Source organism: Micromonospora sp. 4G55 (assembly GCF_016803375.1).
Window position 1 is genome coordinate 1 of sequence record NZ_JAEVHN010000111.1, and the last position, 13,306, is coordinate 13,306.

A 13,306-nucleotide genomic window follows, 5' to 3' on the forward strand; every position below is an offset into this window, starting at 1 on the left:
CCCGACCGCCGGCCACCCGCCCGCCCGCCGCCCCGGCGGCACCGATGGTGGTGCGGTCCTACGAGGCCGAGTCGACGGAGAACGGCCTGGACAACATCAGGATCTACGGCTGTCCCGGCTGCTCCGGCGGGAAGAAGGTGGGCAACATCGGGCGCGACATGGGAACGCTGCAGTTCAACGGCGTGACCGCCCGCACCGGCGGGTCGGCCACCGTGACCATCGCCTACGTCAACGGCGAGTCCCCCCGCGTGGGACAGATCAGTGTGAACGGCGCGGCCCCGATCACGCTGACCTTCCCGGGGACGGGCGGGTGGAGCAGCGTCGGCACGATGGTCGTGACGGTGCCGCTCCGACCCGGGCCCAACACGCTGAAGATGTTCAACCCGGACTCGCCGGCACCCGACTTCGACAAGATCACCGTCGCCGTCCGATAGTTCCGCGCCGCACGCCCCTACCCAACCGGCGGCCGGCGTCGGCTCCGGCCCGTCGCACCGCCGGCCGGGTGTGCTCAGACGCCCGAGGGGTAGCTCTCGGGTTCGGCGAGGCTGGCGGGCCGGATGTGCAGCGGCCGGACGGCCTGGGACTGGTCGAACCAGCAGAGGGCGTCGTACCGGTCGCCGAGCACCGTGGCGACGTAGTTGCCCCAGCTCTCCCGTTCCGGGTGGTAGACCACCCCGACCGCCCGATGGTCCAGTTCGTCGGTGAGCAGGTCGGGACGGCGTCCCGGGGAAAGACGAAGAGCGCCTCCGGCGGCGCGGCGGCGTGCAGCGCGTCCTCCAGCGAGTGTCGCCGGCCCGGCGGCATCGCCATCACCCGCATCGGCGCCCCCCAGGCGTCGCCGGCCACCACGGTCCCCCGATGGGTGGCGAAGCCGACCAGGACGACCTGGTCGACGCCGTGCCGCTCGCGGGCGAGCTGGCCGATGTTGACCTCGCCCGCGTCGATCATGTCGGTGGCCCGGGCGTCACCCACGTGGGTGTTGTGGGCCCAGACGACCGCCTTCGCGCCCGGTCCGTAGTGCGTGAGCAGCCGGTCGAGGGTGTCGTCCATGTGCCGGTCACGGACGTTCCACGACTCGCGGCCGCCCCGCACCATCGCCCGGTAGTAGCGCTCGGCGCCGGCGACCACCTCGGCGTTCTGCCACGCCCCGAAGCGGTCCGCGCCGTCCGGGGCGGCGGCCCGCTCGCGCAGCGCGGCGAGCAGGTCGACGACCTCGTTCTCGCAGCTGTTCGGCACCAGCCGGGTCGCCAGCGCGTACTGCTGCGGGTCCTCGTCGTACGGCTGGAAACAGCGGTAGGCGGCCAGCGCCGCCGGCACCTGTTCCGGGTCGTGCTCGCGCAGGTAGACGAGGATCTCGTGCAGCGACTCCCACAGCGAGTACACGTCCAGGCCGTGGAAACCGACCCGTGCCGTCTCGTCCAGCCGGGCGTTGTGGGTCCGCAGCCAGCGGGTGAAGTCGACGACCTCCTCGTTGGCCCACATCCAGGTCGGCCACCGCGCGAACGCCGCGAGGGCGGCGCGCGGATCCGCGGGCGCGTCGCTGCGGCACCGTACGCTGCGGTCGACCCGGTCACAGTCGGGCCAGTCGCCCTCCACGGCGACGAACGAGAAGCCCTTCTCCTCGATGAGTCGCCGCGTGATCGCGGCCCGCCAGGTGTAGAACTCGTGCGTGCCGTGAGTCGCCTCGCCGAGCATCACCACCCGGGCGGTGCCGACGCGGTCCATCAGCACGTCCAGGTCGCCCGGGTCGGTCAGCGGCGCCGCGAGCCCGGTCACCTCGTCGTCGTAGCGTCCCATCGCGCACTCCCGCCGCCTCGGATCCGGCCCGTGGCCACCCGGCAGGCGCTCGGGCCGTACCGGCGGGCGCCCCGCAGCGCGCCGCCGTCACGGACACGTCGGCCCGTGCCTACCCACACCGGCCGGGCGCATGCGTTCCGGCTGCCGTCGATCGCCGGGTGCCGTCGCCGGCGGGCGAGGAGGTGCCGACGGGCGGGTGAGCCGGCCCGACCCCCGAAAGGCCCGGAATCAGGAGGAATGGCCAGGGGGCCGGCAGGGCACATGGACGGGGTGAGCACGGTGGGCAAGCAAGCGGGCATGTGGGTCGTCGAGGACCTGGATCAGCTCGTCAACCTGGTGCAGAAGAACGCGCACGAGTCGCTGTACGTGCGGTGGTCCCGGGGACCGGAGGCGGACCTGACCGACGAGCAGCAGGCCGGGCAGTCCAGCCGGGACGCGCTGACCGGGACGGAGCTGCCGGGTCTGTCCGCCAACCCGCTCGCGGTGGAGTCCTGGTGGGGTGACCGTTCCCGTGCGGCTGTGGATCGCCCGCCGGCTGTACGACTACTGCCACCTGCGCGACCTGCGTGGTCCCGGCGTACGTCCGTGGGTGCTGCTGGGCGAGCAGATCGGCCGGGGGCCCGACAACGAGCCCCTGGTGATCTGCCACCGGCCGGTGGCCTGGGTCGGCGAGGCGGCCCTGAGGCAGGCGGACCGGGCGGTGGAAGGGCAGGCGTCGCGGGAGTGGGGTCCCCTGCACCGCGCGGACTGACCGGCGAGCGCCACGACGAATACCGCGGCGGGGGCGGTGTCAGAAGGCGCGCCGGTACAGCGAGCAGCCCCGGCACACCTCGGGCGGCTCGCCGCCGAGGAGGCGGTGCCGGAACTCGCGGTAGCGCTCGCCGGACCAGATCTGCGGGAAGCTCTGCTCGGTCAACCGGCCCAGGGACATCCGGTCGTCGCCCATCACCATGCAGCACGGCTGCACCACGCCGGTGCTGGTGATGTAGGCCGCCTCCCAGGGCCAGGAACAGCCGCGGCCCGAGGGCGGGCCGGTGTCGGCCGGGAGGCCGGGCCGCGGCAGGCGCAGTCGTACCCCGTGCTCCCGCGCCGCCTCGCCCGCCTCGTGGAAGGCGGTCGCGGCGCGGTCCGCGTCCGTCCCGGTCCACAGTGCCTGGTCCGCGGTGAACTGCCGGATGCCGTCGTACCCGCCGGCGGGGTCGGCGTCGGAGAAGTTGTGCGAGAGGTTCTGCACGTGCAGCTCGTCCACCCCGATGCGGGCCAGCAGGCGCACCAGGTCCGGCAGCTCGGTGACGTTGTCCCGCATCGCCACGAACACCACCCGGATCCACGGGGTGACACTGCCCGCGGCCCGTTTGGCGTGCACCAGCCCGGCGAGGTTCGCCACGACGCGGGCGAAGTCCGCCCCCTCGCGGACCGCCTCGTAGACGCCCGCGCCGGCCCCGTCGAGGGAGACGTGCAGCCAGTCGACCCCGCTGTCCACCAGCTCCTCCGCGCGGCCACGGGTGAGCAGGGTGGCGTTGGTGTTGAATCCGACGGTGATCCCCCGGGCGACCGCCGCCCGCACCATCTGGATCAGGTACGGCGACAGCAGCGGCTCGCCCAGACCCTGCAGCGTCATCCGGCTCAGCGTGGGTACCTCGGCCAGCAGACGGTGGAACAGTTCCGGCCGCATGGCCCCGGCGAGCTTGTTGACCGGGGGCCGGTACCGGACCAGACACATGACGCACCGCAGGTTGCACGCCGAGGTGACCTCCAACTGGAGGTGCGGCGGCAACGGCGGATCGTCGAGGTCGGCCGACATGCCACCTGATGCCCGGACGCCACCGGACGAAACCCGGCCGCGCGCCGAGTCACCGGTGGGCCGACGGCCCGGCGACGCCGTCAGCCGGTCACTGTTCGTCGTCGAGGACCTCGGTCCGGTCGTCGCGCGTGACGGTCACCGGAGGGTGCTCGTCGGGCTGGGGCGCCTGCGCCAAGGTGTGGTGGGGATCCCCGTCGGGGGAGTAGAGCACCCGGTCGGTCTTGCCGGTCTTCTCCCGGTCTTCCTCCGGCTCCGTCACGTCACCCTCCTGCTGCCGCTGGTGTCGCCCACGCTACGCGGCCGGCCCGCTGGTTGGTCCGGTTTCCGCCCGGTACGTGCCGGTCGGCGGAACCGTGGGGGTCCGGCGGGGGAGCGGCTGCGCCGGTGCGGCGCGCGCTCAGCCCGGCAGCCGGGCCGGACGCGCTGCTCGCCGGCCAGCAGGGCGTACGAGGCGAGCGCGCCGGCGAGGACCGCGTCGACGGAGATGACGAAGCCCCGGTCCATCCCGTCCGGCGCGAGGGCCGTGCCGGTCACCAGGGCGGTGAGGGCCACCAGCACCATCGCCACCCGGACGAGCTGGTGGAGGTCGGGTCCGCTCTCGTCGGCGTGCCGGGACGGACGCCGCGCCATCATCAGCAGGGCGCCGACGGCTCCGGCGGCCCCGATCATCAGCGAGGGCACGGCGAGCCCGTCCACCCCCTGGCGCAGCATGCTCCCCCCGGACCAGGCCAGCAGCCCGAAGATCACCATTGCCAGGAGGTGCGGGAGGGCGCCCCGGCCCACCCGACGCGTCCGGTTCACCGCCGGGTCGTTTCCGTCTGCCACGACAGTCCTCCGCTCGGCCAGAATGCCGTCGATGTCATCGTCGCACCACGGCGCCCGGATGGCAGCAGCCGATGAGCGCGGACCTCCGACGGACCCGCCCGGTTCGCGCCGCCGTGCGGCGGGGACGCATCGCCGACTGCGCTGGGCCGACCTGGCGTCGGTAGGCCGGCGGAGCGCGCGGACCGGCGTGGGGGAGCGTCGGGGCGGTCGAGCCTTGGCGGTGGGCCGGGGTGACGGGTCACCCCGGCCCGGTGCCGGTCGGGTCAGGGCAGGGTCCAGCGCTGGGCGCCGGTGCCGTTGCAGTCGTGGATCTGCAACGGGGTGCCGTCGGTGGTGTTGGAGGCCGGGATGTCGAGGCAGCGGCCCGACTGCGGGTTCTTCAGGCTGCCGTCGGGTTGCGCGCCCACTGCTGCGCGCCGGTGCCGTTGCAGGTCCAGAGCTGGACCGGGGTGCCGTTCGTGGTGCCGCTGCTCTTGACGTCGAGGCACTTGCCCAGCCCGCGGATGGTGCCGTCGCCGGGCAGCGTCCACCGCTGGGCGCCGGTGCCGTTGCACGTCCACAGCTGCACCCTGGTGCCGTCGGTGGTCTGGCTGGAGCTGATGTCGACGCACTTGCCCAGCCCCTTGATCTCACCGGTCCGGGCGCCGCCGGTGCCCACGCCCGGGCCGGTGAAGGTGTAGCTGTCGACGTCGAGCAGCGCCCCGCTGCCGCCGGTGAACACCAGGTACAGGTCGTGGGTGCCGTCGTCCGGCCTGGTCACGGTGGCGCTGAGTTCGGTGTAGTTGTCCCAGCCGCCGGTGTTGGGCACCGCGATCCGGGCGACCTCGGGGCCGGTGGGGGAGTCGTACCGGAAGGAGACCGTGCCCCCGGCGCCACCGGAGGAGACCCGGGCCCTGACCCCGGTGATGCCCTTCAGGCTCACCGCGTGGTGCCGGACGTTCTCCCCGTTCTGGATGTCACCGAGCCGCTTGCCGCCCTGGGCCGCCGCCTGGTCGATCACCTTGGGGCCGTTGAGCGTGACGTGGTGCTCGGCCTGCCACTGCTTGGGGTAGAGGCTGATCTCCCGTTCCCCGGTGAGCGGCACGGAACCGGTCGCGCCCCGGTCGGTGTAGCTGCCGCGCAGCACGAAGAAGAGCACCGAGTCCGGGCCGGCGTGCACCGGACCGGTGTTGAAGGTGGCCCCGCAGCCGGTGCCCTGCCCCTCCTCGTGGGCGTGCTCCTGGTGCCCGAGCGCGGCCCGGACCACGATCGCCGAGCAGGCCGGGGTGCCGTCCTGGGGGTCACTGGCCGAGGCGGAGACGGTCAGGTCCTGCCCCCAGTCGAAGAGGCCGCCCGCCGGCAGCCCGCTCAGGGTCACCGTCGGCCGGTTGTTGCCGACCACGACCGGCACGGTGGTGGTGCCGCTGCGACCGGTGCCGTCGCTGGCGGTCAGCCGGGCGGTGAAGCTGCCGTTCGACGGGTACGTGAACGACGGGTTGGCCGCGGTCGAGTCCACGCTGCCGTTGTCGGTGAAGTCCCAGGCGTACGTCAGCGGGTCGCCGTCGGGGTCGGCGCTGCCGGCGCTGGAGAAGGTCACCGCCAGCGGCGCGAGTCCGTTGTCCTTGTTCACCGCCGCCCTGGCCACCGGCGACCGGCCGCCCTGGACGTAGTTGATTTTGTACAGCCCGGCGTCGGCGGCGCCGGAGAACCAGCCGCTGCCGTACTCCAGCAGGTACAGCGAGCCGTCCGGGCCGAACTCCGCGTCGATCGGGTGCACGAACGTCATGCCGGCGAGCACCGGCTCGATCACGGTCGGCGTGCCGGTGGCCGGGTTGCCGTTGTCGAACTGGACCTCCTTGATCCAGTTGCGGCAGTACTCGGAGATCAGCAGCTTGTTGTCGTAGTAGGCCGGCCACTTGACCTCGGAGTTCAGGTTGGGGCCGTAGTGGTAGACCTCGGTGTGGGCCGGCGAGCCGCAGCCGCCCGGGTTGTCCAGGGCCGGCCAGTCGTCGCTGCCGCCGTGCTGCTCCCACACCAGTGCCGGCCTGGTCGCCGGGAGCTGCGTCAGGCCGGTGTTGCGGGGCGAGTCGTTGACCGGCCCGGACGCGCCGCCGCAGGGGAACCAGCCGCGCGGGGCGTTCGCCGCGAAGTCCCAGTCGTTGTACGCCACGTTCGGGCCGCCGCAGTAGGGCCAGCCGTAGTTGCCGGGCCCGGTGGCCCGGTTGAACTCGTCGTAGGCGGCGGCCCCCGGTTGGCCAGGTCGGCGCCGGCGTCCGGGCCGACCTCACCCCAGTAGAGGGTGTTCCCCGCCTTGCGGTCGACCCAGATCCGGTACGGGTTGCGCACCCCCATCACGTAGATCTCCGGCCGGGTCTTCGCCGTGCCGACGGGGAAGAGGTTGCCCGACGGGATGGTGTAGCTGCCGTCGTTCTCCGGGTGGATCCGGTTGATCTTGCCGCGCAGGTCGTTGGTGTTGCCGGACGTGCGCTGGGCGTCGTACTGCGGGTTGCGGGTCGTCCGCTCGTCGATCGGCGCCATCCCGGCGGAGTCGCCGCCCGAGTTGGTGTTGTCGCCGACGGCGAAGTAGAGGTTGCCGCCGGTGTCCCAGCTCATCGAGCCGGCGGAGTGGCAGCAGAGGTCGCGTTCGGTGGGCCACTCGATGAGCACGTCCTCGCTGGCCGGGTCGAGCACCAGGGTGGCCGGGTTGAAGGTGAACCGGGAGATCCGGTTGACCAGCGGGGTGACCTTGGGGGAGTAGAAGAGGTAGACCCAGCGGTTGGTGGCGAAGTTCGGGTGCGTGGTGACGCCGATCAGGCCGTCCTCGAACCGGGCGTCGAGCGCGAGGGTGAGCGCGACCGTGGTGGACCGGGTGGCCGGGTTGAAGAGCCGGACCTGCCCGCCGCCGGCGCTGGTGCCCCGGTTGATGTAGAGCACCTTGCCGTCGGGTAGGACGGCCAGTTCGATCGGCTCACCCATGGTGAGTCCGCTGTCGAGGGTGATCTTCTCGAATCCGCTGGTCGGCGGGACGGCCGCCGCCACGGCCGCCGGCTGCGGCGGGGCCGGCTCGGCGGCGGGGTGCGGGTGGCCGGGATGGGCGAGAGCCGCCGAGGGTACGGCGGTGGCGAGCGCGGTGAGCAGGGCGGTGGCGGCGACGAGCAGGCGGCGTTGCGGGACGCGTGACACGGGACCTCCGAGCGTCGTGACGAGCTCGGTGCTACTTCCGCCGCCGCCTCGAGGAGCACCGTGGGGTGCCCCAGACATTAACGTCTTTCGTTCGACCTGAACAGAAGTGGAGCGTGTTCAATCGAAAGTTGTCGAGATTTCGAGGAATGCCGTGGCTCGTCGAACTCCATGGCCACGTCCCCCTGGATCAGGTAGCCGACCTCCTCGCCCGGGTGGCTGTGCCGGCCCGACTCCGACCCGACCGGGATCTGGAACAGGGTCTGCACGATCATCGGCCCGGCACCTCGGCGTGGGCGTGCTGCAACTCGGTGCGCTGCACGCCAGTGGTGGGCCGGTCGTGGTGCTCCTGGGCCATGACGGCTCGCTTCCCGCGGGTGGTGATGATGGGTCCGGCCCCCGGCGCGGGCGGACCGCACCGAGGCCCGGGAGCGACGGGCCGGCGGGACCGCTCAGCTCTCGACGCCGTTGAGCGCCTGCATGATCACGTCCGTGACGGCCTGGGGCTGGCTGATCATGACGACATGGGAGCCCTCGATCTCGGTGACGGTCGCCCCGGCGCGCTGCGCCATGGACCGCAGGACGTCACTGCCGGCGGCCTTGTCGCCGGTGGGAACCACGGCCCAGGACGGCAGGTTGCGCCAGGCCGGCGTCCCGGTGGGCTGGCCGAACGCCAGCGCCGAGACCGGCCGCTGGGTGGCCGCCATGACGGCGGCGTCCTTCTTCGACACGTCGGCGGCGAACGCGTCGTGGAACTTCACCGGGTCGATGAGGAACTCCGTCTCGGTGCCCTGCGCGGTCGGGTACTTCACCTCCATCAGCGCGGAGGTGAGCACGCTGTCCTTGGAGTCGCCCTCGATCGCCAGCAGGGTCTCACCCTCGTCCGGGGCGAAGGCGGCGACATAGACCAGGCCGACCACGTTGTCGACCCGGGACGCGGCGTTGGTGACGACCGCCCCGCCGTACGAGTGGCCCACCGCCAGCACCGGGCCCGGGGTCTGCTTCAGCGCGCTCGCGACGTACGCGGCGTCCTCGTCGATGCCGCGCAGCGGGTTCGGCACGGCCTTCACCGTCACGCCCGCTGCCTGGAGACGCTCGACCACGCCGTTCCACCCCGAGCTGTCGGCGAAGGCGCCGTGGACCAGGACGACGGTCGGCGGGCCGTTCGATGCGGTGGCCATGATGGTTCCCCTCGTCGCAGTCCGGTGGCGCGGACGAGGATCCACGCCGGCACCCGTCAACTACCGAGGGTAGCCAGGGTGGTGCGGGGAGGTCGGCGTTTCCGCCGCTGCCGCCTCATCGGTGCGGTCCGGCGTTGCGCGGCCCGCCGGCGGGGATGAGCCGGGACGGCGCGGGGGGCAGGACGTCGCGTCCGGCATCGAGGTCGGTGAGACCACCGGCGGCGTTGATCAGCCCGATGTGCGAGAAGGCCTGGGGGAAGTTGCCCCGCGCCTCCCCGGTGACCGGGTCGATCTGCTCGGCGAGGAGGCCCAGGTCGTTGCTCCGCCCGGCCAACCGCTCGAACAGCTGCCCGGCACGGTCCCGCTCGCCCGCCAACGCCAGGCATGCCACCAGCCAGAACGAGCAGATGACGAATCCGGCGGGGTCGGTGTCCCAGCGGCGCAGCAGGCCGTCGTGGGCCAGCCGCTCCTCGATCGCCCGGATGGTCGAGCGCATCCGCGGATCGTCGGCGGGCAGGAAGCCGGCCAGCGGCATGAGCAGGGCCGACGCGTCCAGATCGGCGCCACCCATCGTGCCGGTGAAGGCACCGGCCCGGTCGTCGAAACCCTCGGTCAGGACGGCCTGCCGCACCTCGTCCCGGGCCGCCGCCCAGCGGGCCGTCTCCGCCGGCGTGCCGAGCCGGTCGCCGAAGCGGACCGCCCGGTCCAACGCCGTCCAGCACTGCACCTTCGACGACAGGTGGTGCCGCTCGACGTCCCGCTCCTCCCACATCCCGGCGTCCGGCAGCCGCCAGTCCCGGGCGGCCCGCTCGGTCATCCCGCGCAGCAGTTGGCGGGTCTCCGGCTCCATCGGATCGAGGTGTTCCCGCATCAGCCAGGCCGCGCAGAGCGTCTCGCCGAGCACGTCGGACTGCCGCTGTCGCCAGGCGTCGTTGCCGAGCAGCACCGGCCGGCTGTCGGCGAATCCGCCGAGGTGATCGAGGCGGTGCTCGGTCAGATCCCGTTCCCCCTCGACGCCGTACATGATCGGCACGACGCCGTCCTGCACCACGCCCAGTGACCGGGCCAGCCACCGGAACTGCCGGCCGACCTCGTCGCCGCAGGCCGAGCGCCAGAGCGCCTCCAGGGTGAAGCTGAAGTCCCGCACCCAGACGTAGCGGTAGTCGTAGTTGCGCTCGCCGCCCAGCTCCTCGGGCAACCCCATGCTCGCGGCGGCCACCACCGCCCCGCTGGGCTGGTACGTCATGCCCGCCAGGACCAGCGCGTTGCGGCGCACCTCGTCCCGGTACAGCCCCTGGTAGTCGTGCAGGTGGAGCCAGGACCGCCAACCGTCGACCGCGTCGTCGACCGCGTCCGCGGCGTCCAGTCGTACCAGTGGGTCCGCGCCGTAGGCGGGCCCGTAGCCGACGGTGAAGCCGCGGCGCTCGCCCGCCCGGAGGGTGAACGAGGCCGCCGCCTCGCCGGTGCCGATGGAGTGCGGTGTGTCGGCGCGCAGGGACAGGCGCGTCGCGCCGGCGGTGGCCACCACCGCGCCGTCCTGCCGGTCCAGGCGCGGGATCACCCGGCCGTACTCGAACCGGGGGCGGAAGTGCGACCGGAGCCGTACCTCGCCGGAGAGTCCCTGGACCACCCGGGCCAGTACCCGCGGCGACTGCCGGCCGACCTGATGGCCGCGCGCGCCCGGTTCCAGCGCCAACCCGTCGGTCACCGCCACCGCGCCCGTCGCCGTGGTGAAGACGGTACGCAGCACGAGCGAATCCGTCAGGTACGCCCGGTCGGTGGTGAAGTCGCCCTCGGGGCGGATCGACCAGTGCCCGGCGTCATTGTCGAGCAGGCGTCCGAACACCGCCGGGCTGTCGAAGCGCGCGGGGCACCACCAGTTCACGGAGCCGTCGCGGTCCACCAGCGCGGCACTGTGACCGTCGGCGAGCAGCCCGTGGTCGGCGATCCGTGTGACGCTCATCCGGCCCCGTTACCCGACCGGCACGCAAGCAGTCCCGGTCATCGTCGTCGTCCCCGGTTCGCCCGAGTCCGCCCGGCGGGCGGTGCCGGCTCCGTAGAATCCCGCTGTGCCGCGCATCGTCCAGTTGCTGGCCTCGCCGGTACACCGCTATGTGGGCCGGCCCGCCGACGGCCCGCTGCCGGCTCCGCCCGGCGAGCTGGTGACCGAGGTCCGGCTCCGGGCCGGGCTGGGCATCGTCGGCGACCGGTACTTCGGCCGGCCGGCGCACCGGGCGGCGAGCGTGACCGTGATCGCCCAGGAGTCGCTGCCGCCGGGCGTCGACCTGGTGCAGGTCCGGCGCAACATCCTGACCACCGGCATCGCGGTGGACGAGCTGGTCGGATCGGTGCTCGTCCTCGACTCGGGGGGACGGCCCGGTCAGCCTGCGGGTCAACCGGCCGGCCAACCCGTGCGCCTGGATGGACGTCACGATCGGTCCCGGCGCGTGGCGGGCGCTGCGGCGCCGGGGCGGCGTGCGCTGCACGCCGCTGAACGACGGCACCCTGCGCGTCGGCCCGGTCGACGTCCTCGTCGAGCACCAGGAGGACCGTGACGGCGAAGATCCCCAACTCCGGTAGATCGGGTCGGTCGACCATGGGCGGCAGGCGCCGTGGCGGACACCGCCACGGCGCTGCCGGGTCACCAGGTGGACGGCGGTGGCGGCGCCACGACCGGCGGCCGGTCGTCGCAGGTGATCGTGTTGGGCAGCAGCCACGGGGCGAGCCACCCGCCGTCGTTGCCGCCGAGGTCGGTCAGGCTGAACTCGGATCCGGCGGGGGTGAAGTGGAAGGAGCCGCAGTTGTTGACGCCGACCGCCCCCACGTTGCGCGCGTCGACGTTCGCGAACGAGGCCGAGCCCGCCGTGCGGGCGCTCACCACGGACGTCCCGGCCCCGTCGACCCGGACGTCGCGGAAGTGCACGTTCGTGATTGAGTACCGGTCCTTCACCGGCCAGTCGCTGACCAGCATGATCGCGTTGTAGGTGTTGTCCAGGTAGTGGTCGCCGACCACCTGGATGTCGGCGTCGATGCTGCGGTCGAGGGCGTAGAACCAGATGGCGCCGAGGCCGATGTTCCAGTTCAGCTCGTAGGTGCCGGCCCGGGCGGTGGTGTTCTCCGTGATCCACAGGTGCCCGGTGAACGGCTCGGCGCCGAACCGGGAGCCGACCTGGATGGCGCTGCCCTCGCGCAGCGGGTCGGCCACCAGGTTGCGCGAGACGGTGTTGTCCGTGCCGCCGTACACGGCGATGCCGTTGGCGAGGACCGGCGACTGCACGGTGTTGCGGTCGATGATGTTGCCCGCGTTGCCGGTCTTCTCCGACCACATGGCGAGGCCGTCGTCGCCGGTGTTGCGGACGAAGTTGTTGCGCACCACCGAGTCGGTGACGCCGGTGTGGAAGTTCAGGCCGTCGGCGATCTGGTCGACGATGACGTTGTTCGTGACCCGCAGGTCGGTCATCGGCCCGTCGAACCAGAGCCCCACCTTGGTGTGGTGCAGGTAGAGGCCGTCGACGCTGGAGTGGCTCAGCGCGCCACCGACGCCGTTGACCTGGTCGGTGTCGATCCGCTCGCGGACGTCGCCCTCGATCGCGAAACCGGACAGGTGAACGTTGCGGCTGCCACCCGCCGACGCGGGCCGGCCGTAGAAGCCGACCCCGGTGTGCACCGAGCCGTCCGGGGCCGGGGTGTCGAGCGCGACCTCGCGTCCCTTGACGATCGTGTACCAGTTGCCGGCGCCCTCGATGGTGACGTCGTCGACGACGATGTGGCGGTTCACCTGGTAGGTCCCCGGCGGCAGGTAGACCTTCAGCTTGGCGCGCCGGGCGAAGGCGATGGCCCGGTCGAAGGCGCCGGCGGAGTCGCGGCGGCCGGTCGGATCCGCTCCGAACGCCAGCACGTTCGCCGCGACCGGCACGACGCGCGGCGGGGCGACCAGCTCCGAGTCGAGCAGGTCGATGACCGTCCACGGCGCGACGCTGCCCGCCGGGACCGCGAGCCGCAGCACGCTCCCCGCCGGGTACGTCCGGCCGAGCAGCATGCGCTGCTCGTCGTAGAAGTGGTGCGGGCGGAACGGCCTGGTGATCGTCGGGGTGGGCGTGGTGGCCGCGGGGACGCAGGAGCACTCGGTGATCCACCAGTCCGGGTGCAGCAGGCCGGCGGTGGGGTCGTTGGAGAACGGATACTGGTTGTAGAGCCAGGCGTACTGCGAGGTGAGCGTCATGGTCCGGGCGGGCCGGCGACCGACCGAGACGTCCAGCGGCGCGGTGCTGCCGCCGCCGGTGGGCGCGTCCGGGATGCTGTAGCGCACGGTGATGGCGTTGGTCGCGGCCGGCAGCGTGAACTCGACGAACTGGCCGGGCGCCAGGCTCACCGCCCGGCGACCGGAGGCCTCCGACGCCAGGGCGTACGCCGTGCGCCCCGGGCCGATCAGCGTGCCGTTCGTGGTGGCGTGCTCCGCCTCCTGCTCCAGGAAACCGACGTCGGCGCCCCGGCCCGCGACCAGCGACGGGTCGAGAGCGGCCCGGGTGACCACCGGGGG

At 72.9% G+C, this 13,306-nt stretch carries 11 protein-coding genes and 4 pseudogenes; 4 read left to right on the forward strand and 11 right to left on the reverse strand.

Annotated features, from left to right (window positions below; translation table 11 throughout):
* A pseudogene (locus tag JNW89_RS12315) lies at positions 1 to 434 on the forward strand (hypothetical protein); the annotation flags it as partial.
* Positions 435 to 508: 74 nt separating this feature from the next.
* Here the strand turns inward: JNW89_RS12315 and JNW89_RS12320 are convergent.
* Positions 509 to 1,797: pseudogene (locus JNW89_RS12320) on the reverse strand (erythromycin esterase family protein).
* Between the two features lie 297 nt (positions 1,798 to 2,094).
* On the opposite strand from JNW89_RS12320, the pseudogene JNW89_RS38720 reads away from it, so the two are divergent.
* A pseudogene (locus JNW89_RS38720) lies at positions 2,095 to 2,241 on the forward strand (DUF6098 family protein); the annotation flags it as partial.
* Between the two features lie 55 nt (positions 2,242 to 2,296).
* Positions 2,297 to 2,548 (forward strand): DUF6098 family protein, encoded by a 252-nt coding sequence (locus JNW89_RS12325; protein ID WP_238449026.1) that lies wholly within the window; start codon positions 2,297 to 2,299, stop codon positions 2,546 to 2,548.
* A gap of 39 nt (positions 2,549 to 2,587) precedes the next feature.
* Here JNW89_RS12325 and JNW89_RS12330 read toward each other — a convergent pair whose 3' ends face one another.
* From JNW89_RS12330 to JNW89_RS12370, 9 genes are all read right to left on the reverse strand, one after another.
* On the reverse strand, positions 2,588 to 3,601 hold the full coding sequence (locus JNW89_RS12330; protein WP_238449027.1) for a radical SAM protein: 1,014 nt from the start codon (positions 3,599 to 3,601) through the stop codon (positions 2,588 to 2,590).
* 88 nt (positions 3,602 to 3,689) lie between these two features.
* A complete protein-coding gene (locus JNW89_RS12335) occupies positions 3,690 to 3,860 on the reverse strand; it encodes a hypothetical protein (protein ID WP_170285268.1) in 171 nt (56 codons plus the stop codon).
* Positions 3,857 to 4,426 (reverse strand): hypothetical protein, encoded by a 570-nt coding sequence (locus JNW89_RS12340; RefSeq protein ID WP_238449028.1) that lies wholly within the window; start codon positions 4,424 to 4,426, stop codon positions 3,857 to 3,859. The genes JNW89_RS12335 and JNW89_RS12340 overlap by 4 nt, the downstream gene beginning before the upstream one ends.
* Positions 4,427 to 4,689: 263 nt before the next feature.
* Entirely contained in the window at positions 4,690 to 4,833 is a 144-nt protein-coding gene (locus JNW89_RS12345; RefSeq protein ID WP_238449029.1) for an RICIN domain-containing protein, read from the reverse strand.
* On the reverse strand, positions 4,806 to 6,575 hold the full coding sequence (locus JNW89_RS12350) for a carbohydrate-binding protein (protein ID WP_238449030.1): 1,770 nt from the start codon (positions 6,573 to 6,575) through the stop codon (positions 4,806 to 4,808). The genes JNW89_RS12345 and JNW89_RS12350 overlap by 28 nt, the downstream gene beginning before the upstream one ends.
* Positions 6,470 to 7,588 carry a PQQ-dependent sugar dehydrogenase gene (locus tag JNW89_RS12355; protein WP_238449031.1) on the reverse strand — a complete coding sequence of 373 codons (1,119 nt, stop codon included), beginning with the start codon at positions 7,586 to 7,588 and terminating at the stop codon, positions 6,470 to 6,472. Before JNW89_RS12355 ends, JNW89_RS12350 begins: the two co-directional genes overlap by 106 nt.
* Before the next feature lie 77 nt (positions 7,589 to 7,665).
* Positions 7,666 to 7,860 carry a cupin domain-containing protein gene (locus JNW89_RS12360; protein WP_238449032.1) on the reverse strand — a complete coding sequence of 65 codons (195 nt, stop codon included), beginning with the start codon at positions 7,858 to 7,860 and terminating at the stop codon, positions 7,666 to 7,668.
* A gap of 177 nt (positions 7,861 to 8,037) precedes the next feature.
* Positions 8,038 to 8,766, reverse strand: coding sequence for an alpha/beta fold hydrolase (locus tag JNW89_RS12365; RefSeq protein ID WP_238449033.1), 729 nt, complete (start codon positions 8,764 to 8,766; stop codon positions 8,038 to 8,040).
* Between the two features lie 115 nt (positions 8,767 to 8,881).
* On the reverse strand, positions 8,882 to 10,729 hold the full coding sequence (locus tag JNW89_RS12370) for a glycoside hydrolase family 15 protein (protein WP_238449034.1): 1,848 nt from the start codon (positions 10,727 to 10,729) through the stop codon (positions 8,882 to 8,884).
* Positions 10,730 to 10,835: 106 nt separating this feature from the next.
* Between JNW89_RS12370 and JNW89_RS12375 the strand changes: the two are divergent.
* Positions 10,836 to 11,346, forward strand: a pseudogene (locus JNW89_RS12375) (molybdenum cofactor biosysynthesis protein).
* A gap of 61 nt (positions 11,347 to 11,407) precedes the next feature.
* Here JNW89_RS12375 and JNW89_RS12380 read toward each other — a convergent pair.
* Positions 11,408 to 13,306 (reverse strand): glycosyl hydrolase family 28-related protein (locus tag JNW89_RS12380; RefSeq protein ID WP_238449035.1); only part of this gene is annotated, 1,899 nt, incomplete at its 5' end.